The following is a 23,318-nucleotide window of genomic DNA, read 5'->3' on the forward strand; positions in this document are numbered from 1 at the left end:
AACATCTACCCCCCGGCCCCGGCGTGGCGGCCCGCCGCCCCCACCTGCTCAACCCCGCCGCGCCGGGCCAGCCGCGTCGTCGGCTGCCGCGGCGCGCGCCGCCCGGTGGCCGCACAGTGACCGCACGGCAGGCAGCCACACGACAGGCGGCGGAACCTCACTTCCCGGATGGCCCGGTCCCTCTCGGCGGTGTGCCCGCGTCCGGGGTGCCGGGCCGTCGGCGTCCACGTCATCACCGCTCCCCCGGGCGGGGAGGCAGCCCCGCCGGTGCCTATCCACGGCCGGGGCAGGCTGTGTGCCGCCCGTCGGCCCATACTCGGATCCATGACCGGAACATCGCAGCTCAGGGACTCTTCCTCGCTGATGGCACGGCGCTCTCAGCCACGTCCCCAGGATGACATCGGCGCTGACTGACGCGTGAACCAGAGCGCCGGAAAAGCCGAGTTCGCCTCGCATGCGGCCGCCCGCCGGAACCAGGACGGCACCCTCGCCGCCAATGAACACCCACGCGCCGGTGCGCCTGTGCGCCTGTGCGCCTACGAGATGCGGGACCCGTTGACCGGGTCCGCTGACGGTCGTTCGGTCGACCCTGAGCCACGGGCCACGCCGCCACCGGCCGGTCGCCCCATGGCCTGCGCCGGCTGACCTCGCATCACCCATCACACCCCACCGGCAGGCGCCCGGCGCTGCCGCATGCCCGAAACCCGTGGAGGAACCCATGTTCAGGAAACTCTCCGTGTCCGCCGTGTCGGCGGCCGTTCTCGTCGCGGCCGCCGCCGCGGCGCTCAGCCCGGCCGCCGCGGCGTCGGCCTCCTCCGCCCCGGTGAGCAGCGCGCGGGTCGCCCTGCACTTCGACCTGGCCAAGGGCCAGATGCCGGAGAACATCGCCCTGGGGCCGGGCGGCACCGCCTACGTCACCTTCGCCGGGAGCCGCCAGATCGCCGAGGTCTCCCCCGGCGGCGCCGTCCGGATCCTGGCCACGCTGCCCGAGCCCGCCGACGGCGGTGTGCACACCCCGGTCCTGGGCTTCCCGCTGACCGTCGGCATCGTCCGTGCCCACGACGGCACCCTGTACTTCCTGTACGCCACCGGCACCGCCGACCTCACCGGCGTGTGGCGGCTGCGTCCCGGCGGCCGACCGCAGCGCATCGCCGCGCTCCCCGCCCGGGGCCTGCCCAACGGCCTGGCCCTGGACCCGCGCACGCGCACCCTCTACGCCACCGACTCCGTGCTGGGCACCGTCTGGAGGCTGCCCGTCACCGGCGGCACCGCCACCGCCTGGTCGACCGCACCGGAACTGGCGTCGGCCGGTTTCCTCGGCGCCAACGGGCTGAAGATCCACAACGGTGCGGTGTGGGCCACCAACCTCGACAGGGGCGCCGTCCTGCGGATCCCCGTCCGCCGGGACGGGAGCGCCGGTCCGGTGCGCACCAGGGCCCGCGGTCTGGCGGGGATCGACGACTTCGCGTTCACCGGCCACGGCGACGGGCTGCTGGCCACCTTGAACGGCTCCAGCCAGGTCGCGCTCGTCCGGCCCGACGGCAGCCACTCCATCGTGCTGTCGGCGGACGACGGCCTGCAGAACCCCACGTCCGTCGCCCTGCGCGGCGACACGGTCTATGTGCTGAGCGCCGCCTACGTCACCGCCGAGGACCCCAACCTCGTCCTCGCCCGCCTGGACGGCTGACGCCGCGCCGTCCCAGGCGCCCAAGGGCACAGGCGCCGCCGTGCTTGCACCCGCGCCCCTGCACCAACCGAGGTGGTTTCCAGGGGTGTTGGCGGGTCCGCGTCACGGCCCGGCGGTAGAGTGACGAGGTGACCGCTCTGCCGGACGACCGGCCGCCGCTGATCGGCGAAGACGACCGTGACACGGCCGTACGGCGGCTGCGGGAGGCGTACGCGGAAGGTCACCTCTCGCACGAGGATCTGGACGCACGCCTGCACCGGGCGCTCACCGCGAAGACGCGCGGCGAGCTCGTGTCGGCGCTGGCGTCGCTGCCCGCGGAGAAGGCGGCCGCCACGTCCACGATCGCCGCCGCCGGGGGACGGATCAAGCGCGGCGGGGCATGGCGGGTGCCGCGGGTCCTCAAGGTCGAGTCCGCGTTCGGCAGGGTGCGTCTGGACCTGTCCCGGGCGGTCATCGAGCATCCGGTGGTCGACATCGAGCTGCACCTCGGCACCGGCCGGGCGAAGATCACGGTGCCGCGCGACGCGATCGTGGAGTACGGGGAGCTGCACACCGGGTGGAAGGACACGCGCTACCGGGCCCCGCGCAGCTCCCGGCCCGGCGGACCGACGATCCGGATCTCCGGGACCCTGGGGTTCGGGCGGCTGAAGATCCGCCACGCGCGGCGTTGAGGCCCCCTCCGGTCCCGGGAGCGGAGGGCGGCCGCGTGCCCGGCGGCGGTGACGACGCGGGCTGGACATTCGTGGAGGACGTCGACGGCCCGATGTGCCGGTTCAGGACGGGGAAGGCGCGGCAGACGATGCCCGGCTGGTGATCTGCGGGTGATCCGCGGGGCGCACAGTGCCGGGAGGGCCGCGCGGGGCCGGGACCGGTCCCCCGTTCCGGTCGCAGCCCCGCGCTCGGGGTGTCGAGGGCGGTCACGAGGCGCGGCAGCCGCCCTGGTCCTCCGGACCGCCGGTGGCGGTGGCGGCGGGCGCGGTGACGCCGATCTGCACGAGCGCGGGAGCGGGCGCGGGCGCGCAGCAGCCTGCGCCGTCGGCCTGCCCGGCGGCCGGGTCGTCGAAGAGTCCGGCGCCTCCGCACACTCCGGTCTCCGGGAGGGTGAGATCGACGCGGTCGGCGGACTCGAGGTCGCCTGCGATCGCGGCGGTGACGGAGCGGACCTGCTCGTAGCCGGTCATGGCGAGGAAGGTGGGGGCGCGTCCGTAGGACTTCATGCCGACGAGGTAGATGCCCGGTTCGGGGTGGGACAGCTCGCGGTGGCCGTGCGGGTAGACGGTGCCGCAGGAGTGCTGGTTGGGGTCGATCAGCGGTGCCAGCTCGGTGGGGGCCTGGAGGCGCTCGTCGAGCCCGAGGCGGATCTCCGAGAGGAACGAGAGATCCGGGCGCAGGCCGGTGAGCACGATGAGCTCGTCGACGGGGTCGAGGCGTCGGCCGTCCTCGCCGACCAGGATCAGCCGTCCGTCGTCCGCGCGCTCGATCGCTTCGGTGCGGAAGCCGGTGACGGCGTCGGCGCAGCCGTTGTCGACGGCGGCCTTCGCGGCCAGTCCCAGGGCGCCGCGGGCGGGCAGCTGGTCGGCTTCTCCGCCGCCGAACGTGGAGCCGCCGATGCCGCGTCGCAGCACCCATACCGCGTGGGTGCCCGGCTCGGTCCGGGTGATGTCGGCGAGGGTGGCCAGGGCGGTGAAGGCGGAGGCCCCGGAGCCGATGACGGCGGTGCGCCTGCCGGTGTACCGGGCTCGTACGGCGGGGTCGCCGAGGTCGGGTACGCGGTAGGTGATGCGGTCGGCGGCGGCCTTCTCCCCGAGGGCGGGAAGGCCGCTGGCGCCGGCCGGGCCGGGTGTGGTCCAAGTGCCGGAGGCGTCGATGACGGCGCGGGCGAAGAGGCGTTCCTCGTGGCCGTCGGCGGTGGTCAGGTGCAGGACGAAGGGCTGGGTTTCGCGGTCGGCGTCGACGATGCGGTCGCGTCCGGTGCGGGAGACGCCGGTGACGCGCGTGCCGTAGCGGACGCGGTCGCCCAGGGCGTCGGCCAGCGGCTGGAGGTAGTGCTCGGCCCAGTCGCCGCCGCTCGGGTAGGCGGTGGTGTCCGGCTTGGTCCAGCCGGTGGGGGCGAGGAGCTTTTCGGCGGCCGGGTCGGTGAGTTCGCCCCAGGTGGAGAACAGGCGCACGTGGCTCCACTCGCGTACCGCGGCCGCGGCGGCCGGTCCGGCTTCCAGGACGAGGGGCTCGATGCCGCGCTCGACAAGGTGGGCGGCCGCGGCCAGGCCGGCGGGACCGGCTCCGACCACGGCGACGGGCAGCTCGGTGAGGGCAGGCGCGTTCACGGCGACTCCTTGCTTGTTTCGACGTCTGTCGATGGATTGCGCGGCCAGCATGGCATCTGCATCGATGAGCGTCAACATAGACATCTGTCGAATTAGCAGATGCCGGACCGCCGCCCCGCCGACCAGGGCGGACCGGCACTCCCCCGCCCGCCTGGTTCGACATGTGTCAACATAGACGCATGTCGAACATCAAGGCGCTGCCGCTACTGGAGCCAGAGGTCGCCGGGGATGCCGTGCCGTGCTGCCCGCCGCTCACCGAGCGGCCGCTGACGGCCGAGGAGGCCGAACGGACCGCCGCGATGTTCAAGGCGCTCGGCGACCCGGTGCGGCTCCGGCTGTTCTCGCTGGTCGCCTCGCACGAGGGCGGCGAGGCATGCGTGTGCGACATCTCCGACGTCGGCGTCTCGCAGCCGACCGTCTCCCACCACCTGAAGAAGCTCAAGGCGGCCGGCCTGCTCACCTCCGAGCGGCGCGGCACGTGGGTCTACTACCGGGTGGAGCCGTCGGTGGTGGCGGCGATGGGGCAGATGCTCGGCTCCCTCGGCTGAGCCGTTCGGCAGCCCGCGCCGTTCGGCAGCCCGCGAGACGGCGCAGACGGAGCCGGCGGCGAGCCCGGACGGACCGCGATCGTCGCCACCGCCCGCTTCCCGCGGCTCAGCCGGTGGACCGGACCGGACGGAACACGAGCGCCGCCAGGGCCAGGCCGACCGCGCCACCGACGAGTTGGGCGCCCACGAAGCCCGCGACCGAGCCGGGCGCGATGCCCGCGAAGGTGTCGGAGAAGGCGCGTCCGATCGTCACCGCAGGGTTGGCGAAGGACGTGGACGAGGTGAACCAGTACGCGGCGCCGATGTACGCGGCGACCGCGACGGGCGCGAAGCGGAGCCGGCCGGTGCGGGCCAGACCGAAGATCAGCAGGACCAGGCCGGCGGTGGCCACCGCCTCGCCCAGCAGGAGATGGCCGGCCGAGCGGTCACGGGTGGACCACTCCACCAACGGCTCGGCGAACATCGCGTCGGCCAGGATCGCGCCGGCGATCGCGCCGGCGACCTGGGCGGGGACGTAGGCGGCCGCTTCACGGGCCGTGACGCCGTCGCCGCCCCGGCGCGCCGTCCACCACTCGGCCAGCGTGACCACGGGGTTGAAGTGGGCGCCCGAGACCGGGCCCAGCAGCAGGATCAGGATGCCGAGGCCGAAGACCGTGGCGATCGAGTTGGCCAGCAGCTGCACACCGACATCACGGGTCAGCCCGCCGGCCTGGATGCCGGAGCCGACCACGACGGCGACCAGGAGCGCGGTGCCGATGAACTCGGCCGTCACCCTCGCACTCAGCGGCGTGCGGGGCGGCGCGGCACCCGGGGCGGGCCGCGGAACGTGCCCCGTCACGGCGGGGAAGGGCGCGGCCTCTCCGGCCCTGCCGTTCTCGGCGGCCTCAGTGGCGGTCAACAGGACTCCTCGGTGCGGGGACGGCGACGGCCGCCGGGTCAGGGGCAGGACCGCTTGACGTTGTTCTCGGCGGTGGCGCGCGCCGTCTCGGCGAGAGCGGCGAACTGTCCCGCGAGAGCGGCGATGACGTCGGGTCTGAGCCGGTAGTAGGTGAAGCGGCCGCACGGCTCCGTCTCCACCACCCCGGCCTCGCGCAGCACCTTCATGTGGTTGGAGAGGTTGGTCTGCCGGACCCCCGTCTCCTCGATCAGGTGCGTGCTGCACAGCGTCTCCCGGGCGAGCAGGGTGACGATCCGGAGCCGGACCGGGTCCGCGAGAACCCGCATCAGATCAGTGTCGACCGGCATCATCATGGGCTGATACTGTCACATCATCTCAGGCTGATACCAGCTTGGAGTGATGTGAATGTGGAAGCCCGAGCCCGAAAGGCGACCTCCCCGTGACGGCGCCGGACGTCCGCCGGCCGCCGCTGCCCGGGCGGACCGGTCACCGGTCCTGAGGGCCCGATCGCCGTCCTGAGCGGCCCGCCACGGGGCGGCGCTCGCGTACCGCCCATCTCTCCGCCGGACTCCTGGACCCGACCGCCGCACAGGCATCCTGATCCGCCGACGAAGGAAGAAACGATGTCCTCCAGCCCGCTCGCCTCCGTTCTCTTCGTCTGCGTCCACAACGCCGGCCGCTCCCAGATGGCCGCCGGATTCCTGTCCCACCTCGCGGGCGGGCGGATCGAGGTCCGCTCCGCCGGCTCCGTCCCCGGCGACCAGGTCAACCCGGCCGCGGTCGAGGCCATGAGGGAAGCCGGTGTCGACATCACCGGCGCCAGGCCGAAGGTCCTGACCACCGAGGCCGTTCAGGCGTCCGACTACGTCATCACCATGGGCTGCGGCGACGCCTGCCCGGTCTTCCCCGGCAAGACGTACCTCGACTGGGACCTGGAGGACCCGGCCGGCCAGGGCGTCGAGGCCGTCCGCCCGATCCGCGACGAGATCAAGACCCGCGTCCAGGCCCTGATCGCCGAGATCGACGCCACGCGGCAGGCGTGATCTCCCTGACCGCTGCCGGCATACGCGAGGGCCCGCCCGGCCTCCCGTCGATCGTCACGAGCACCGCCTCGGCGAGCACGTCGACGGCGTCTGCCGCGGCCCGGAGCGGGTGGCGTGGTCGCCCGGCGCGGTGCGCGTCCATGGCGGCCGTATCGGAAAACGCATACGCCCCCGCAACGGCGGCCCGTCTCCCATAGAGGGCATGAACCACGACGTGTCCCGGCCGGCGCCGCCCCACCACCGCACCCGCACCCGCACTCGCACTCGCACTCGCACTCGCCGGATCGTGCTCGGGGGGCCGGCGGTGCTCGCGGTGGCGGGTGCCGCGTTCGCCCTGCGGCGGCCGCTCATGATGTCCGCGCCGGTGTGCATGGCCGGGCGGTGGCACGGCTGCTTCGACACGTTCAACGGTGTGGTGCTCATGACGCTGGTCACGCTGCCGCTGGCCGCGTTGGCGGTGTGGGCGCTGGCGCGCGGGCGGCGGGCCTGGGGCCGCGCCCCGGCGTGGCGGATGTCGCTGGCCGAGGTGGGCATGGTCCACGGGACGGCGCCGTTCTTGTGGATGACCATGATGCCGGGCGGCGGGCCGGGGGTGGCTCCCCGGCGGGTGAGCCTGGTACCGCTGCGGGATCTGGTCACGATGGGGGCGGGCGGGATCGTCGGCAACCTGCTGGTCTTCGCGGCGCTGGGGTTCTTCGCCCCGGTGCGGTTCGCGGCGCTGTCCTCCGTGCCGCGGATCCTGGCGCTCGGGGCGGGCTGCTCGGTCCTGGTCGAGGTCGCGCAGTACGTCCTGTGGCTGGACCGGGTGTCCTCCGTGGACGACGTCCTGGTCAACGCCACCGGCGCCGTGCTGGCCGGGCTGGCCTCGCGCCGCTGGTGGCGCACCGCACCGGCGCGGGACCGGCCGCGCACCGCACCGGCGCCGGTGCGCTGAGCCCGGGGTGAGCGGCGGGAGCGGCGCACGAGCCGGGTGTGCGGCGTGTGCGGTGGGCGCACGTCTGCGGATACGCCGGCGATACGGGGCGCTGCTTAGGCTTCGGCCATGCGCGTACTGATCGTGGAGGACGAGCCCCACCTGGCCGAGGCCGTCCGTGACGGGCTGCGGCTGGAGGCCATCGCCGCCGACATCGCGACCGACGGCGACTGCGCCCTGGAGCTGCTCGGCGTCAACTCCTACGACCTCGCGGTCCTCGACCGCGACATTCCCGGACCCTCCGGGGACGAGGTCGCCCGGCGCATCGTCGCCTCCGGCAGCGGCATCCCGATCCTCATGCTCACCGCCGCCGACCGCATCGACGACAAGGCGTCCGGGTTCGCGCTCGGCGCCGACGACTACCTCACCAAACCGTTCGAGCTGCGCGAGCTCGTCCTGCGGCTCAGGGCGCTCGACCGCAGACGCGCACACGCGCGGCCCCCGGTCCGCGAGATCGCCGGCCTGCGGCTCGACCCGTTCCGCCGGGAGGTCTTCCGCGACGGACGCTACGTCGCGCTGACCCGCAAGCAGTTCGCCGTGCTGGAGGTCCTCGTCGTCGCCGAGGGCGGGGTCGTCAGCGCCGAGGAGCTGCTGGAACGGGCCTGGGACGAGCACGCCGACCCCTTCACCAACGCCGTGCGCATCACCGTCTCCGCGCTGCGCAAACGGCTCGGCGAACCGTGGATCATCGCCACGGTGCCCGGCGTCGGCTACCGGATCGACGCCGGCGCGGACACCGCCCGTCCCGGCGGCGCTCATGCATAGACGTCCGGGGCGCAGCGCGAGGCTGAAGCTCACCCTCAGCTATGCCGGTTTCCTCTTCGTCGCCGGCCTTCTCCTGCTGGCCGTCATCTGGGTGTTCGTGCTGCGCTGGCTGCCGACCAGCGACCCCAGGGCGCTGCAGAAGACGTTCGGCGCGGTGGTCATCGTCGGGCCCAGCCGCTCCGAGCTGCTGCGCGGCTTCGCCCCCGCCGCCGCCACGGCGCTGGCGTTCCTCCTGGTGTTCGGCCTCCTGGGAGGCTGGATCCTCGCCGGCCGGATGCTCGCGCCCCTGACGCAGATCACGGACGCGGCGAGGACGGCCGGGACGGGGGCGCTGTCCCACCGGATCCGGATGACGGGCCGCAGCGACGAATTCCGTGAGCTCTCCGACGCGTTCGACTCGATGCTCGACCAGCTCGAGTCGCACGTCGCCGAGCAGCAGAGGTTCGCCGCGAACGCCTCCCACGAACTGCGCACCCCGCTGGCGATCTCGCGGACGCTCCTCGACGTCGCCCGCAAGGACCCCGCGCGGGACCGGGACGAGCTCATCGAGCGCCTGCACGCCGCCAATACGCGGGCGATCGACCTCACCGAGGCCCTCCTGCTGCTCAGCCGCGGCGACCGCACCGACTTCACCCGCGAGAGCGTCGACCTCTCCCTGCTCGCCGAGGAGGCCGCCGAGACGCTGCTCCCCCTCGCCGAACAGCGCCGCATCACGCTCACCGTGACCGGCGGGACGGCCCGGACCAGCGGCTCCGCGGAACTCCTGCTGCGGATGGTGACGAACCTCGTCCAGAACGCCGTCGTCCACAACCTCCCCGACGGCGGCACCGTGACGGTCCACACCGGGACCCGCGGCGACACCGGCGTGCTGCGGGTCGAGAACACGGGCCGCCGGGTCCCGCCGGAACTGCTCCCGGCCCTCACCGAACCCTTCCGGCGCGGAACGGACCGCGTGCGCACCGACGAGCACGCCGGCGTCGGTCTGGGCCTGGCCATCGTGCACAGCATCGTCCGCGCGCACGCCGGGACCCTCGATCTCGTCCCCCGTACGGCCGGCGGTCTCCTCGTCACGGTCCGGCTTCCCGGCACGCCGCAGACACCGGCCCCGGGCGGGGCCCACGCCTCCCCCTGAGGGACACCGCCCGGCGGCGTTCCGTGCGCTGCGCGGTGCGCGCGATCCCCTTCCGCGCACCGTGGCGGGCGGCGGGCGGCGGGCTTTCCGAGCGGGCCCCTACCGGCGACCACCACGGACGGAAGTTCCCCACCGGACACGCCACCCGCGGCTACTGGCCCGTCCTGGCCCACGACGCCGTCCTCACCGCCACCACCGCCATCCGCAACGCCAGCGCACCCACCGCACAGCCCAACCGGTACGCCGTCCGCGACCACCTCTACGCCCTCACCGACGGAGCCGTCCCCGCCGCCACCGGACGCTTCGGCCTCGACGCCACCGGCAACCGCACCAAGGTCCCCGTCACCATCCACCGGCTCGACACCGTCTCCTGAGCCCGGCCGCGCCGCCGAGGGTGACGGGGCGCGCGTCCCGTCAGCCCGCGGAGCGGACCCGGTCGTGGGCCGCGGCGGTCATCCGGTGGTAGGTCGCGAGTTTGTAGTACTCCTCGCTGGACGACAGCGCGCCCGCGTAGACGAGCACCCGCTCGCCCTCGTACGCGTAGGGCGCGCTCCGGGCGAACTTCTCGAGCTTCGGCTCGACACGGGCGGGCAGTGCCACCGGGTCCGTGGTCCTCGTGGAGAAACTGATCCGCTCGATCTTCGCGGAGTCCCAGCCGAAGGTCGGGTACAGCGCCGAGGAGGTCTCGATGAAGTCCAGCATCTGCCCGCTCGGCTCGGGCAGCCCGAACGCGCGCAGCATCGGCAGGACGGCCGTGCGCTGGACGGACTGGGGGGAAAGTCCGTTGAAGTACACGTTCCAGGTGCGGTTGGCGTAGTCGATCGCGAAGGCCGACACCTTGCCGTCCAGGCCCTGGTCGGCGAACGCCTTCACGTGCTCGGCCAGGCCGCGCGGCATGGACGGCAGGGCGGCGAGGTCCGCCAGTGCCTGCAGTTCGCCCAGCGGGAAGAAGGCGTAGGTCTTGTTGAAGCCGCGGGTGACTCCGTAGTCGACGCCGTAGCCCTGAACGGGGAAGTGCGCCCGCAGGTCGGAGAACAGGGCGCGGATCGGGTGGTCGGTCTCGGCGACGAGTCCGTGCGCCAGGGCGATCTCGTAGGGGTCGCCGGCGCTCACGGGCAGCGTGAAGTCGAAGGAGAGGTCCCCGATCCGGCCGCCCTTGGTCACCGTGTTGAAGACGACGGGGTCGGTGAGCACGTCCTGGAACGCGGTCAGGACCGGGCGCATGCTGTCGCGCGAGCAGGCTACGTCCAGCAGCCCGGCCGCTTCCTCCACGACCGGGTACAGGCGTTCTGCATCAGCTGTTGCGGACATCGATCCCCCAGGTGTCGACATGGAACGTCTGCGCGCCGCTCGTACGGCAGAGCATCGACCGTCGGTCTTGGCCGGCGCTGGACGGCGAGTTGGCGCCGGCTTGGCGACCGGTGGGCGCGGCGGTAGCGGAGGAGACGGCGCGGCGCGGTAGCCGGTGGCGGGTGGTGGTGGGGACGGCGGCGGTACGGGGCCGTCGCGGCTCCGCCGCGCGCTTGCCGGGTGTCCGCCCGTCCGGTGTCCGCCTGTCCTGCGCTCGTCCGCGCCCGTGAAGCCGGTGTGTCCGGTCTGGGGGACCGCGTGACGGGGTGTCGGTTCTGCCGTCCGTCGTCGCGGGGTGCGGACGGTCAGGCTCCGGGGGTGGGGGCGGTCAGGCCGTTCCCTGCGCTGGGGTCCGGTCCGGCACGGGCTGGGAGCCGGGGCGGGGCGGGCCGGGCAGGCGGTGGGTCATGAACGGGCGGGCGGTGATGAACTCCCGGAATCTCAGGGCGGCTTCGGACAGGTAGGCGTCGCGGCGCCGGACGAGGGTGAGCACCCGGTGGCAGGCCGGGGCGTCCACGTGCACCCAGGCCACCGGGACCCGGGTCTCGGTGCCGGCCTGCCGGGACATCGCCGGGATCAGGCCGATGCCGAGTCCGGCGCTGATGAGGATCTGGCTGGCGCCGGGCTCGTCGCCCTCGCAGGACACCAGGGGGGTGAGCGACTCGGACGCGAACAGCCGGTCCAGCAGGGTGCGTTGCCAGTGGCCCTTGCGCGTGGTGACGAAGGGCTCGTCGGCGAGCTCGGGGATCGTCACGCTCTCGCGCCCGTCCAGCCGGTGGCCGCGCGGGACGGCGAGCAGCACCTCTTCGCGGATCAGCTCGATCGACTCCAGGTGCGGGCCGGTCAGCGGCTGCGAGGCGACGCAGAAGTCGACCTCGCCGACGCGCAGTTGGCGGTGCATCTCCTGCGCGGTGGACTGGAAGAGCCGTACGTCGGCGCGCGGCTGGACGCTGCGGAAGCTGCCGAGGACGGCGGTGATGGTCAGCAGGGTCTCGCAGGCGATGGCGAGCCGGCCGAGCCCCAGGTCCCCGGCCTCGCGCACGGATCTGACGCCGTCGTCCAGCGCGCTGAGGGTGCGGTCGACATGGCGCAGGAACATCGCCCCGTACTCGTTGAGCCTGATGCTGCGGCCCTGCCGGTCGAACAGCGGGGAGCCGAGCTCGGCCTCCAGACGCGCGATGGTGCGGCTCAACGAGGGCTGGGCGACGCTCAGTTCCTCCGCGGCACGGCTGATGTGCTCGTAACGGGCCACGGTCTGGAAGTAGCGCAACTGCAGCAGATCCACGCTCCACCTTCACTTATGCCTGTCGAGGCATCATCACATGGCAAAACCGGTCTTGGAAATGCATAAGGGGGTGTCCCTACCGTCTCGGGCAGGGGGTCATCGCACAGGTGGCGGGCCGCGTGCCCGGCGTCCGTCCACGCGACGCGGGGGCCCCGCGCATCCGCCCTCCACGGAAGGTCCCGCACGTGAGCTCTGCGGAGCTGGCCCGGCTGCAGTTCGCGGCCACCACCGGTATCCACTGGCTGTTCGTGATCCTCACCATGGGGCTCGTCCCGCTCGTGGCGTTCCTGCACACCCGGGCCGCGTACACCCGCGACCCCGCCGAGAGGGCCGCGCGCGAGCGCATGACCCGCTTCTGGGGCCAGCTCTACGTCATCAACTACGCGGTCGGCATCGTCACCGGGCTCGTCATGGAGTTCCAGTTCGGGCTCAACTGGAGCGGTCTGAGCACCTTCGCGGGCAACGTCTTCGGCGCCCCGCTGGCGCTGGAGACCCTCATCGCCTTCTTCGCCGAGTCCACCTTCCTCGGCATGTGGATCTTCGGCTGGGGCCGGCTGCGCCGCGGCGTGCACGTCACGCTCATCTGGCTGGTCGCCCTGACCGCCTACGCCTCCGGCTACTGGATCCTCATCGCCAACGGCTTCATGCAGCACCCCGTCGGCTACGAAGTCCGCGACGGCGCCGCCTACCTGACCGACTTCGGCGCGCTGCTCACCAACTCCAGCGCCCTGGTCGCCTTCGCCCACATCACGCTCGCCGCGCTCACCACCGGCGGGGTCTTCCTGCTCGGCATCAGCGCCTGGCACCTGGCCCGGGGCACCCGCGAGAGCGAGCTGTTCCGCGGTTCGCTGCGGCTGGGCGCGTGGGTGGCCATGCTCACTTCCTTCTTCGTCATCGTCGTCGGCGAGCTGCAGATGCCCGTCATCGAACGGACGCAGCCGATGAAGTACGCCGTCCTGGAGGGCTCCGGCGTCGCCGAGGCGCGGCGCCGGCTGGCCGGGCAGTACGGGCCCGGCGACTACGTGCCGCACGAGGGCTGGATCCATCTGTCGATGAACGCGATGACCGTCATCGGCAACACCGTCTCCACCCTCACCCTGATCGCCGTCGTCCTGCTGTGGAAGGACCGGCTGGTGCGCCGGCGCCTGCCGGCCTATCTGATGACCGCGATGATCCCGTTCACCTTCCTCGCCTCCGTCGGCGGCTGGGTCGTGCGTGAACTGGGGCGCCAACCGTGGCTGGTGTACGGGGAGTTGACGGTCGACGACGCCGTCTCCCAGGTCAGCGGGACGTCACTGGCCCTCTCCTGCGCCCTGTTCGTGACGATCCTCCTGGCCCTGGCGGTGACCAACTGGACGCTGATCACGCGCTTCGCCGTACGCGGCCCGGCCGCCGCCCAGCTCGGCACGACCGAGCCGCTCCCCGACGGCCCGCCCGGGGAACCCGCGGGCGGCGCCGACGACCGGCGGCACGCCCCGGCCTTCTGAAGCGGCCCCGCAACGAGAAGAATGGAGCGAGATGAGTCTGGAGACGGCCTGGCTGGCCCTGCTCGGACTGCTGCTCGCCGGGTACTTCGTGCTCGGCGGCTACGACTACGGCGCGCAGATGCTGCACCCCTTGCTCAGCGGCCGGGACGAGCAGGAGGACGGGTCCGGCGCCGGGAACGCCGCGCTCGACGCCATCGCGCCGTTCTTCCTCGGCAACGAGGTCTGGCTGGTCGCCTTCGCGGGCGTGCTGTTCGGGGCGTTCCCGCATCTGGAGGGGACCCTGCTGCCCGGCCTGTACCCGTTGATCGTGGCGATCCTGGCCGCTCTGGTCCTGGGCAACGCCGCCGTCCAGCTGCGCCGTCGTGCCGGCGGCGCACGCGGCCGCAGGGTCTGGGACGTGCTGATCGTGGCGGGCGGCGCGGTGCCCGCCGTGTGCTGGGGGCTCGTGGTGGGCCTGCTGCTGCACGGGGTGCCGCGCCGCGCCGACGGAAGTTTCCACATCGGCGCCGGCGAGGTGTTCACCCCGTTCGTCCTGGCCTGCGGGGCCGGCACACTGGCGCTGTTCGCGGCCCACGGCGCGGGCTTCGTCGCGCTGCGCTCGGGGCCCCGCACGGCCGGCCGGGCACGGCGGGCGGGCCGCACGCTGATCGCCGCGAGCGGGGCGGCCGCGCTGGCGGCACTGCTGCTCACCCTGTCCGGGGCGGGCGCCTCGATGACCAACCGGGCCGCCGCGGCGGGCGTCACCCTCGCCCTCGCGGCCGCGTTCGGCGCCGCCTGGTGGTTCTTCTCCACCGCACGCCACGCCCGGGCGTTCGCGGCCACCGCTGTGGCGGCAGCGCTGCCCGTGCTGCTGCTGGGCGCGGGCCACTACCCCTATCTGCTGATCAGCTCGGCAGGGCACGGCCTGGACGTCGAGCACGCCGTCACCGACGAGGCCACGCTGAGGATCCTCAGTGTCTTCGGCGTCTTCGTCGTCCCCACGATCCTCGCCTGTCAGGCAGTCGGCTGGTGGGTGTTCCGGGGGCGCACGGGGCTGCGTCACCCCGGCTACTTCTGAGCATCACCCCGGCCGCTTGCGAGCAGCGTCGCGGCTGCTGCGGCAGCATCACCCCGGCCGCTCGCAAGCAGCGCCGCGGCTGCCGGGGAGCGACCGGCGGCCACCGCGGCCGCGGTGGCGCCGCCACGGCGCGGCGGGCCGGGGCACGGGGCCCGCAACGCAAAAAGACGGCCCTGGAGACCAGGGCCGTCGGTGTGCGGGTGCACGGGCGTGAGGGTGAGCGCGGACGCAGGTGCGGGTGCGGTACAGGTGCGGGTGCGGGTGTCGTGCTGCCGCCCGGGGCGCCGGCCTCGGCATCGGGCCGGGGCCGGGCGGCGGGTGTTCCCGGGGCCGGCCTGTCAGGCGACCTTCGTCGCGGACAGCACGGCCTCGACGGTGAGGGCGTGCGGCGGCAGGTTGGCCGGGTCGTCGGTGAGCGCCTGGGTGACCTGGAAGCCGGACTCCTCCAGCCACTTCTGCCAGGTCGACAGCTTCTGCGGGCCTCCCTGGCCCATGGTGCAGCCGACGAAGAAGCTGGGGTAGAAGTCGACGGTGTAGTTCTCGGGGTCCTTGAGGTTCTCGGGAAACACCGGGACCAGCACGTGGACCTGCGCGCCGACGTCCAGCGCGTCGTGGACGCCGCGGAGGATGCGGAGCACGTCGCTCTTGTCGAACATGGGCAGGAAGTGCTTGATCAGTACGACGTCGAAGCCCCGGGGGACCTCCTTGAAGACGTCACCGCCGATGAACGAGCACCGGTCCTCGACGCCGTGGGCCCGGAAGTTCTCCAGGCTCTCCTTCTCCTTGGCGGGCAGGTCGAAGTTGGTCACCCGCAGGCCGGGCGAGCCCTTCAGCCTGAGCGTGTTGACCGCCCCGAGGCCGGTGTTCCCGGCGAGGTCGAGCACGTGGGAGCCCGCCGGGATGTCGACGTTGGCGAAGAACCAGGGGTCGACGTGGGCGGTCACGGTGTTCATCAACTTGGCCCACGGCTCGCGCAGTTCGGGCAGCTCGCCCAGCGCGCCGTAGAGGTCGCCCTCGTAGCCGTACAGCTCCTTGAGGCCGGCGACCGTGCCGGTGCGCACGCTCTCGGTGAGGTAGAACAGCTGCCGCAGCGTGACGGCCTTGATCATGTTCAGGTCGGCGAGCGCCTGCTCGAGCAGCTTGTCGGAGACGCCCGCGAGGCCGTCCAGGCAGTAGGTGCCGGAAGCCTCGTCGTGGGCGACGAAGCCCTCCTTGACCGGCAGCAGCAGGAGCTGTTCGACGGCGTCCGGCTTGGCGCCGGCCACCTCGCCCAGCTCGGCCGCCGTCAGATGGGGCCTATCGCGCAGCGCGTCGATGATGCCCAGCTCGAAGCACGACAGCAAGGTCATGAACCGGGAGGGTCCGACCATGTAGTCGCGAAACCGCTGGAGCGTCGCTTCCGGTGTCATTGCAGCTGGCCTCTTTCCGTAGCGGTGGTGGCGCGGGGGCGTGGCTGTGGGGCCCCGTGCGCCGGGGTCGGGGCGGTGGCGCGCCGGCGCCGCCTGGCACTCGTCACACGTCTGCCAGGCGGGGCTCGATGAAGCGGGCCGCGTCGTCGCCGTACGTCTGGGCGATACGGGCGGCCAGGTCCGAGGGGAGCAGCTTGTACTCCTGGGTGCCGACGGACTCCAGCACGGTGGTCGCCAGCGCGCAGCCGAACCGGGCGGCCTGCCGCGCCGGCCACTGCCAGGCGAGGCCCGCGAGGAATCCGGAGCGGAAGGCGTCGCCCGCGCCCGTGGGGTCGGCGATCCTGTCCGTGGGCACGGCGGGGACGGCCAGCCGGTCCGCGCCGGAGCGGGTCAGGGACACCCCGTCCGCGCCCCGGGTGGTGATCCAGGTGCCGACCCGGGCGAGCAGTTCCTTCTCGCTCCAGCCGGTGCGCTCGAGCAGCAGGGCGGCCTCGTACTCGTTGGTGAACAGCCACGTGGCCCGGTCGACCAGCAGGCGGGCCTGTTCGCGGTCGAGGCGGGCCAGTTGCTGGGAGGGGTCGGCCGCCACGGGGATGCCCAGGCGGTGGGCGGTGGCGGTGTGCCGCAGCATGGCCGCCGGGTCGTCGGCGCCCACCAGGACGAGGCGCAGGCCGCCGGTGCGCCCGGCGATCCCGGCCAGGTCGATGCGGGGGGCCTCGGCCATGGCGCCGGCGTAGAAGGTGGCGATCTGGTTCTGGTCCTGGTCGGTGGTGCAGACGAAACGCGCGGTGTGCAGGGTCTCGCTGACCCGCACCGCGGACGTGTCGACGCCGTTCGCCCGCAGCCAGGCGCCGTAGTCGGCGAAGTCCGGGCCCGCCGCGCCGACCATGACCGGGTCCAGGCCCAGCAGGCCGAGGCCGAAGGCGATGTTGGCGGCGACGCCGCCGCGGCGCACGTCGAGCCGGTCGGCGAGGAAGGACAGGGAGACCCGCTCCAGCTGCTCCTTGATCAGCTGGTCGGCGAAGCGTCCGGGAAACACCATCAGATGGTCGGTCGCGATCGATCCGGTCACGGCGATACGCACGAGAAGTGCTCCTTGTGCCTCGGGGCGGAACTCTCCGGACGGAGAAGGCGGAGGGGGCGCCGGCCGGCGGAGGGGGTACCGGCCGTGTCCCGCTGCCGGCCGGCGGAGGGGGTTCGCGGCCGCCGGCGCGCCGTCAGTTCGCTTCGGCCGCCTTGCGCAGGGCCTCGGCGCGGTCGGTGCGCTCCCAGGTGAAGTCGGGCAGCTCGCGGCCGAAGTGGCCGTAGGCGGCGGTCTGGGCGTAGATCGGGCGCAGCAGGTCGAGGTCGCGGATGATCGCGGCCGGCCGCAGGTCGAAGACCTCGGTGATCGCGGCCTCGATCTTCTCGGCGGGGACCGTGTTGGTGGCGAAGGTCTCCACGAACAGGCCGACCGGCTCGGCCTTGCCGATCGCGTACGCCACCTGCACCTCGCAGCGGGAGGCGAGGCCCGCGGCGACCACGTTCTTGGCGACCCAGCGCATCGCGTAGGCCGCGCTGCGGTCCACCTTGGAGGGGTCCTTGCCGGAGAAGGCGCCGCCGCCGTGGCGGGCCATGCCCCCGTAGGTGTCGATGATGATTTTGCGGCCGGTCAGGCCCGCGTCACCCATCGGGCCGCCGATCTCGAAGCGTCCGGTCGGGTTGACCAGGAGGCGGTAGTCGCCGGTCTCCAGCTTGATGCCGTCGTCGGCGAGCCGGTCCAGGACGGGCTCGACGACCTGGCGGCGGATGTCGGGGGTGAGCAGCCCGTCCAGGTCGATGTCGCTCGCGTGCTGCGTGGAGACCACGACCGTGTCCAGCCGGACCGGGGTGTCGCCCAGGTACTCGATGGTGACCTGGGTCTTGCCGTCCGGGCGCAGGTAGGCGACCGTGCCGTCCTTGCGGACCTCGGTCAGGCGGCGCGAGAGACGGTGGGCCAGTTCGATCGGCAGCGGCATCAGGGTGGGGGTCTCGTCGGTCGCGTACCCGAACATCAGGCCCTGGTCGCCCGCGCCCTGCCGGTCCAGTTCGTCGCCCTCCCCCGCCGCGCCCTCGACGCGGGACTCGTAGGCGGTGTCGACGCCCTGGGCGATGTCCGGGGACTGCGCGCCGATGGACACCGACACGCCGCAGGAGGCGCCGTCGAAGCCCTTGGCCGAGGAGTCGTAGCCGATCTCGAGGATCTTCTCCCGCACCAGCGAGGCGATGTCGGCGTACGCGGAGGTGGTCACCTCGCCCGCGATGTGCACCTGGCCGGTGGTGATGAGGGTTTCGACGGCGACGCGCGAGGCCGGGTCCCGGCGCAGCAGGGCGTCCAGGACGGTGTCGCTGATCTGGTCGGCGATCTTGTCGGGATGTCCCTCGGTCACGGACTCCGAGGTGAACAGGCGGCGGGACATGACACTCCAGGGATCGGTGGGTGGACACGGGGGCAGGGGACGCGGGCGCGGCGGCGGGCCGGGCGCTGCGCCCTGCGCGGACAGCGGCTCGCCCCGGCCTGGCGGGGGCGGCCGCTGTCCGCGCTCGGGTGCGGCCGGCGGTGCGGCGCCGGCGCGTGCGGGATGCTCGGGTTCGCCCGGTGGCCCCGGGCCCGGCCGCCCGCCGGGCGGGGGGCGGGCGGGTACGGCTCCGCCGCGGGCGCGGACCCCGGCCGCTGGCCGCCGGCCGTCAGACCCACGGTCGCCGGTCGCCGGTCACGGCCCGGGCTGGGCGCACCGCGCCCGGGCGGGTGGTCCGGCGGGGGCGGGCGGGCCGCGCTTCTACGGGTTCGCCAGGCGGTCCTTGAGCCGGTCGGCGAGCGCGAGGCGCTGCACTTTGAGCGTGCCGGTGCGCGGCAGTTCGGCCTCGGGGATGTGGAGGGGGTCGGCGAGCTGCGGGAAGCGGGTCACCGCGGCGCGCCAGCGGGCGGGGTCCAGCGGCTCGTCGTCGTGGGTGCAGATCACCGGGACCGCCTCGCCGTTGGGGCCCTGGACGACGACCAGTTCGCTCAGCTCGTGCAGTTCGGCCAGGACGCTGTCCTCGACCTCGAGGGAGCTGCGCACGCCGGGGATCATGTCGACCTCGCGGTCGAGCATGTGCAGGCAGCCCAGCCGGGTGAAGTAGCCGACGTCGCCGGTGCCCCACCACTGGCCGTCGCGGTTGTCGTCGTAGCGCTCCTGCTCGGCGAAGTACGTCTTGGCCAGGCCCGGCCAGGCGACCTCGATGCGGCCGGGGTTGTGCGCGGTGGGCCGTTTGCCGTCGCGGCTGACGACGCGGACCTTCGCCGACCCCAGGGGCATCTGCCAGCCGACGCAGCGGCCGTTGGCCTTGTGGGCGGTGCGGGGGAAGTAGGCGCGTCCGACGGCCGGCCCGACCTCGCTCTGCCCGTAGATCTGGAAGAACAGCGCGCCGCGCCGGCTCGAGGACTTCAGCAGCCGGCTCATCGTCCCGGGGTGGATCGCGTCGAAGGTGCTGCTGAAGTACTTCACCGAGGCGAACGGCCGGCGGGGGTCGTCGGCCAGTCCCTCCCAGGCCATCAGCGCGTTGGGCAGCGCCTCGACGAGCCCCGGCCTGTTCTCGAGGAACACCTCGGCGACGGCGTCCGGGTCCGAGTCGTTGACGAGCAGCACCGGCATCTCCTTCAGGAGGGCCAGGGCCATCGCCGCGACGTTGCGGGAGTGGACGAAGGGGATGGCGATCGCGGCGGTCTCCTTCTTCCGCATCAGCGACAGCAGGCGCCACTGCGGCCGCAGCCGGATGCCCTGGGTGCGGGGGGTGTGCACGACCAGTTTGGGCAGTCCTGTCGTGCCGGAGGTGTGGGTGATCACGGCGGCCTCGTCGAGGGGCCGCACCACCGGCCGTACCCGCGGCGCGCCGGTGAGGCCGCCGAGCGACACGGTGTCGGGCCGCTCGCCGGCGACGATGATCACGCGCCGGGTCAGTTTCGCCACCGGCACCTCGGCCAGCACGTCGAGTTTGTGCTCGTCGGTCAGCAGGTTGGGCCGGTCGACCCGTTCGAGCAGGGCGCCCACCGTCGTGGCGTCCAGGCCGGGCGAGAGCATCACCGGCACGGCGCCGATCCGGGACGCGGCGCAGGCCAGCATCCACACGTCGGCGTTGGCCCGCTTGTGGAGCACGATGTGTTCGTCGGGCCGTACGCCCGCCGCCCACAGCCGGGCCGCGAGGTCGTCCACGAGGTCGGCGAGGCGGGCCGCCGTCAGGTGGCGGCCCGCCTCGGGCGCGACGTCCAGGTCGTGGTCGAGCGTGATCGGCGTCGACGCGTTGACGGCCGCGGCCATGGCCGGCAGCAGGCCGATGTGAAGACCGCGCTTCTGTATCGATTGGTAGGCCACAGAGCCCTTCATCGGGTCTGTCTCCTTTACGGTGAGCGATGGATGTTCGGGCTGTTCGCCGGCTCGGTGCGGGATGCCGGGACGCGCACGGCAGGGCCCGGGGCGGGCCGGCCGGGCGCCGGCTGATGGGTTCTCGGATGCGCGGCGGCGGGGGCCGCGCACCGCGTGCGGTCGCCTCCGCCGGGTGCCGCCCTGCCGAGGGGCGTCAGGCCGCGCGGCCGGCCTTGAGCGCCGCCGCCGTCCGTGTGACCCGGGCGGCCTGGTGACGGGCCGCCTGGAGCACCACCTCGGTGGGGCCGCCCGCGCTGCCGCCGACGCCCGAGACGTGCGAGGTGCCGTACGGGTTGCCCGTGCGGAACTGGACCGGGTCGGTGTAGCCCGGCGGGACGATGATGCCGCCCCAGTGGTAGAAGGTGTTGCTCAGCGCCAGGATGGTGGACTCCTGGCCGCCGTGGGCGGTGCCGCTGGCGGTGAAGGCCGAGACGACCTTGTCGGCCAGGGCGCCGGACTGCCACAGGCCGCCGGTGGTGTCGATGAAGGCCTTGAGCTGGCTGGAGACGTTGCCGAAGCGGGTGGGGGTGCCGAACAGCACCGCGTCCGCCCAGCTCAGGTCGTCGAGGGCGGCCTCCTCGACGTGGGCGGTGTCCCGCAGGTGCCGGGCCCAGGCCGGGACGGATTCGATCGCCTCCGGCGGGGCCAGCTCGCGGACCTTGCGCAGGCGCACGTTCGCGCCGGCCTTTTCCGCGCCCTCGGCCGCGGCGAGCGCCATGGCGTGCAGGTTCCCGGTGGCGCTGTAGTAGATGACGGAGACGTTCACGGCTGTCACGGCGGTCGTCCCCGCTACCGGGCGACGACGAGGGTGGCGGGCTCCGCGGTGTGGAAGGAGATGTCCTCGAAGCCGGCCTTGACGAGCCAGTCGCGGTAGTCGCTGCGCCGCCAGGTGCTGCCCTGCCGGGTCTTGAGCAGCATCTCCGAGGCGAAGATCAGCGGGAAGGCGGGGCCGCCGCGGTCGTCGTCGACGACGTAGTCGTTGACGACGAGGGTGCCGCCGGGCCGCAGGGCCTGCCGGAGCCGGGTGAAGACCTCCACGTTGCTCTCCGGGCCCTCCTGGTGGGCGATGTGGGAGTACACGGCGACGTCGTACCGCGCGGTGCCGAAGTCGGTGGTGTGGAAGTCGCCGTCGATGGTGGTGAACCGGTCGCCGACGCCGCGCTCGGCCAGCAGCCGGCGGGCGATCTCGTTGATCGGCTCCCAGTCGAGCTGCACGGCGCGGGCGGCGGGGTTGGCCTCCAGCCAGATGCCCGAGTAGATGCCCGAGCCGCCGCCCACGTCGAGGATCGAGATCTCTCCGGCGTCGGCGAGCCCGAGGACCTCGGCGGCGATCGAGGCGGCGGGCACCGACTGTGCGGCGATGGCCGTGACGATGCCTTCCCAGTGCGGGTTGTTGGCGACCTCGACCACCACGTCCTTGACCGGTCCCCCGACGCGGACCACCTCGGCCAGGTCGGTCAGGGCGCCCATGTGCGTCAGCTTGAGCTTGGCGAAGGGGGCCAGCGAGACGGGGGTGTCCTCCACCAGGTAGGCGGCGGCCTCGGGGGTGTTGCGGTAGCGGCCCTCGTGCAGTTCGACCAGGCCCACGCTGACCAGGCCGTCGAGGAGGGTCTGGGCGCCGCGCTCGGAGATGCCGGCCCGCCCGGCCAGTTCGGTGGCCGAGCCGGCGCCGTGCTCGAGGTGGGTGAACAGCGAGTGGGTGGCGGCTGCGGCGAGGACTCCGGTGGCCCAGTAGCCGTTGATCAGCCGCATGATGCCGACGGGTGACGGCCGGTTGTCGGTCATGCTGCTCCTCCGAGGACCGCTGTGGTGGACGCGTGGGTGCGTACCGCGCCGCGCAGGGCGTCCACGACCCGTTCGACCTGGTGGGTGGTGAGTTCCGCGTGCATGGGTACGGCGAGCTGGCGGGCGAAGAGGTCGGCGGAGACGGGGCAGGTCTGCTTCGCCTCGAACACCGGCTGCACGTGGGCGGCGAAGGTGCCGTGGCCGCAGCCGATGCCCTGGCCGCGCAGTTCGGCGGCGACGGCGGCGCGGTCCACGCGCGCGTCCAGCGTCACCATGTAGGTCTGCCAGGCGTGGGTGCGGTCCTGCGGGACGGTCGGGACCGTCAGCAGGTCCTCGCCGGCCAGGAGTTCGCCGTACTGGGCGGCGACTGCGCTGCGGCGGTCGAGGAGTTCGCCGATCCGGCCCAGCTGTACCTGCAGGATGGCCGCGGCGATGTCGGACAGTTTGAAGTTGTAGCCGATCTCGGTGAACGTCGGGATGGGCAGGCCGACGACGTTGCCCATGTCGAAGATGCTGCCGATGCCGAAGGAGGAGCGCAGCCGCGCGTCCTTGCCGATGGCGGGGTCGCGGGCGAGGAGCGCGCCGCCCTCGCCGCTGGAGGCGCCCTTGCGTCCGTGGAAGGACAGGCAGCCCACCTCGGCGAGCGCGCCGGCCTGGCGGCCCTGGTAGGTGGCGCCGACCGCGCAGGCGGCGTCCTCGACGAGGAACAGGCCGTGGCGGTCGGCGATCGCCTGGAGTTCGGTGTAGTCGGCGGGCATGCCGACGGTGTCCACCGCGACGATCCCGACGGTGCGCGCGGTGACGAGGTCGGCCACCGCCTGCGGGTCGACGGTGAAGGTGTCGGGGCGCACGTCGGCGAAGACCGGGGTGGCGCCGACGTAGAGGGCGGCCTGGGCGGGGGCCGGGAAGCCGTAGTCGGCGACGATCACCTCGTCGCCGGGTCCGACGCCCAGGGCGAGCATCGACAGGTGGAGCGCGGCGCCGCAGTTGCTGACGGCGACGGCGTCGCCGACGCCGTACTTCTCGGCCAGCCGGGCCTCCAGCGCCTTGCCCTGGGGGCCCTGGCCGGCGGGCCAGCCGGAGGCGAACACCTCGGCGACGGCCGCCAGTTCCTGTTCGCCCAGACTCGCGTGGACCAGGGGTATCGGTTCCAT

General features: G+C 73.3%; 22 protein-coding genes. 10 read left to right on the forward strand and 12 right to left on the reverse strand.

The annotated features are described in order from the left end of the window. Positions 1-718: 718 nt before the first annotated feature. Both J2X68_RS39170 and J2X68_RS39175 read left to right on the forward strand, forming a co-directional pair. Positions 719-1,687, forward strand: coding sequence for a hypothetical protein (locus J2X68_RS39170; protein WP_310437390.1), 969 nt, complete (start codon positions 719-721; stop codon positions 1,685-1,687). Positions 1,688-1,815: 128 nt separating this feature from the next. Then, on the forward strand, positions 1,816-2,358 hold the full coding sequence (locus J2X68_RS39175; protein WP_310437391.1) for a DUF1707 domain-containing protein: 543 nt from the start codon (positions 1,816-1,818) through the stop codon (positions 2,356-2,358). A gap of 246 nt (positions 2,359-2,604) precedes the next feature. On the opposite strand, the gene J2X68_RS39180 is transcribed toward J2X68_RS39175, so the two are convergent. Then, positions 2,605-4,011, reverse strand: coding sequence for an NAD(P)-binding domain-containing protein (locus J2X68_RS39180; RefSeq protein ID WP_310437392.1), 1,407 nt, complete (start codon positions 4,009-4,011; stop codon positions 2,605-2,607). Between the two features lie 179 nt (positions 4,012-4,190). Between J2X68_RS39180 and J2X68_RS39185 the strand changes: the two genes are divergently transcribed. Continuing rightward, a complete protein-coding gene (locus tag J2X68_RS39185; RefSeq protein WP_310437393.1) occupies positions 4,191-4,559 on the forward strand; it encodes a metalloregulator ArsR/SmtB family transcription factor in 369 nt (122 codons plus the stop codon). 106 nt (positions 4,560-4,665) lie between these two features. On the opposite strand, the gene J2X68_RS39190 is transcribed toward J2X68_RS39185, so the two are convergent. Both J2X68_RS39190 and J2X68_RS39195 read right to left on the reverse strand, forming a co-directional pair. Next, on the reverse strand, positions 4,666-5,457 hold the full coding sequence (locus tag J2X68_RS39190) for an aquaporin (RefSeq protein ID WP_399041915.1): 792 nt from the start codon (positions 5,455-5,457) through the stop codon (positions 4,666-4,668). Between the two features lie 38 nt (positions 5,458-5,495). Next, positions 5,496-5,810 carry a metalloregulator ArsR/SmtB family transcription factor gene (locus tag J2X68_RS39195; RefSeq protein ID WP_310437394.1) on the reverse strand — a complete coding sequence of 105 codons (315 nt, stop codon included), beginning with the start codon at positions 5,808-5,810 and terminating at the stop codon, positions 5,496-5,498. Positions 5,811-6,080: 270 nt separating this feature from the next. On the opposite strand from J2X68_RS39195, the gene J2X68_RS39200 reads away from it, so the two are divergent. From J2X68_RS39200 to J2X68_RS39220, 5 genes are all read left to right on the forward strand, one after another. After that, positions 6,081-6,500 carry an arsenate reductase ArsC gene (locus tag J2X68_RS39200; RefSeq protein ID WP_310437395.1) on the forward strand — a complete coding sequence of 140 codons (420 nt, stop codon included), beginning with the start codon at positions 6,081-6,083 and terminating at the stop codon, positions 6,498-6,500. A gap of 202 nt (positions 6,501-6,702) precedes the next feature. Then, positions 6,703-7,434 carry a VanZ family protein gene (locus tag J2X68_RS39205; RefSeq protein WP_310437396.1) on the forward strand — a complete coding sequence of 244 codons (732 nt, stop codon included), beginning with the start codon at positions 6,703-6,705 and terminating at the stop codon, positions 7,432-7,434. Positions 7,435-7,542: 108 nt separating this feature from the next. Next, positions 7,543-8,238, forward strand: a complete 696-nt coding sequence (locus tag J2X68_RS39210; RefSeq protein ID WP_310437397.1) for a response regulator transcription factor — start codon at positions 7,543-7,545, stop codon at positions 8,236-8,238. Continuing rightward, the gene (locus J2X68_RS39215) at positions 8,231-9,370 is read left to right on the forward strand and encodes a HAMP domain-containing sensor histidine kinase (RefSeq protein ID WP_310437398.1); all 1,140 of its coding nucleotides are present in this window, start codon (positions 8,231-8,233) and stop codon (positions 9,368-9,370) included. Before J2X68_RS39210 ends, J2X68_RS39215 begins: the two co-directional genes overlap by 8 nt. A 35-nt stretch (positions 9,371-9,405) precedes the next feature. Continuing rightward, positions 9,406-9,744: a hypothetical protein gene (locus J2X68_RS39220; RefSeq protein WP_310437399.1), complete on the forward strand. Its 339-nt coding sequence runs from the start codon at positions 9,406-9,408 to the stop codon at positions 9,742-9,744. Between the two features lie 40 nt (positions 9,745-9,784). Here J2X68_RS39220 and J2X68_RS39225 read toward each other — a convergent pair whose 3' ends face one another. Both J2X68_RS39225 and J2X68_RS39230 read right to left on the reverse strand, forming a co-directional pair. Beyond that, positions 9,785-10,681, reverse strand: coding sequence for an aromatic prenyltransferase (locus J2X68_RS39225; RefSeq protein WP_310437400.1), 897 nt, complete (start codon positions 10,679-10,681; stop codon positions 9,785-9,787). Positions 10,682-11,048: 367 nt separating this feature from the next. Continuing rightward, on the reverse strand, positions 11,049-12,005 hold the full coding sequence (locus J2X68_RS39230) for a LysR family transcriptional regulator (RefSeq protein ID WP_310437401.1): 957 nt from the start codon (positions 12,003-12,005) through the stop codon (positions 11,049-11,051). Positions 12,006-12,190: 185 nt separating this feature from the next. Here J2X68_RS39230 and J2X68_RS39235 point away from each other — a divergent pair, with 185 nt between their 5' ends. Next, complete coding sequence (locus J2X68_RS39235) at positions 12,191-13,492, forward strand: cytochrome ubiquinol oxidase subunit I (protein WP_310437402.1); 1,302 nt, start codon at positions 12,191-12,193, stop codon at positions 13,490-13,492. 31 nt (positions 13,493-13,523) lie between these two features. Continuing rightward, positions 13,524-14,549 (forward strand): cytochrome d ubiquinol oxidase subunit II, encoded by a 1,026-nt coding sequence (locus J2X68_RS39240; RefSeq protein WP_310437403.1) that lies wholly within the window; start codon positions 13,524-13,526, stop codon positions 14,547-14,549. A gap of 338 nt (positions 14,550-14,887) precedes the next feature. On the opposite strand, the gene J2X68_RS39245 is transcribed toward J2X68_RS39240, so the two are convergent. The 7 genes from J2X68_RS39245 to J2X68_RS39275 all read right to left on the reverse strand — a co-directional run bounded on the left by J2X68_RS39245 (position 14,888) and on the right by J2X68_RS39275 (position 23,318). Beyond that, positions 14,888-15,898 carry a methyltransferase gene (locus tag J2X68_RS39245; RefSeq protein ID WP_310437404.1) on the reverse strand — a complete coding sequence of 337 codons (1,011 nt, stop codon included), beginning with the start codon at positions 15,896-15,898 and terminating at the stop codon, positions 14,888-14,890. A 163-nt stretch (positions 15,899-16,061) separates the two neighbouring features. Then, a complete protein-coding gene (locus J2X68_RS39250) occupies positions 16,062-17,042 on the reverse strand; it encodes a carbohydrate kinase family protein (RefSeq protein ID WP_310437405.1) in 981 nt (326 codons plus the stop codon). A 133-nt stretch (positions 17,043-17,175) separates the two neighbouring features. Then, on the reverse strand, positions 17,176-18,396 hold the full coding sequence (gene metK, locus J2X68_RS39255; protein ID WP_310437406.1) for a methionine adenosyltransferase: 1,221 nt from the start codon (positions 18,394-18,396) through the stop codon (positions 17,176-17,178). A 360-nt stretch (positions 18,397-18,756) separates the two neighbouring features. Beyond that, complete coding sequence (locus J2X68_RS39260) at positions 18,757-20,340, reverse strand: class I adenylate-forming enzyme family protein (RefSeq protein WP_310437407.1); 1,584 nt, start codon at positions 20,338-20,340, stop codon at positions 18,757-18,759. 193 nt (positions 20,341-20,533) lie between these two features. Continuing rightward, a complete protein-coding gene (gene wrbA, locus J2X68_RS39265) occupies positions 20,534-21,154 on the reverse strand; it encodes an NAD(P)H:quinone oxidoreductase type IV (protein WP_310437408.1) in 621 nt (206 codons plus the stop codon). A gap of 14 nt (positions 21,155-21,168) precedes the next feature. Beyond that, on the reverse strand, positions 21,169-22,164 hold the full coding sequence (locus tag J2X68_RS39270; RefSeq protein WP_310437409.1) for a class I SAM-dependent methyltransferase: 996 nt from the start codon (positions 22,162-22,164) through the stop codon (positions 21,169-21,171). Beyond that, positions 22,161-23,318, reverse strand: a complete 1,158-nt coding sequence (locus J2X68_RS39275; protein WP_310437410.1) for a DegT/DnrJ/EryC1/StrS family aminotransferase — start codon at positions 23,316-23,318, stop codon at positions 22,161-22,163. The genes J2X68_RS39270 and J2X68_RS39275 overlap by 4 nt, the downstream gene beginning before the upstream one ends.

This window comes from Streptomyces sp. 3330 (assembly GCF_031456635.1).
GTDB lineage: Bacteria > Actinomycetota > Actinomycetes > Streptomycetales > Streptomycetaceae > Streptomyces.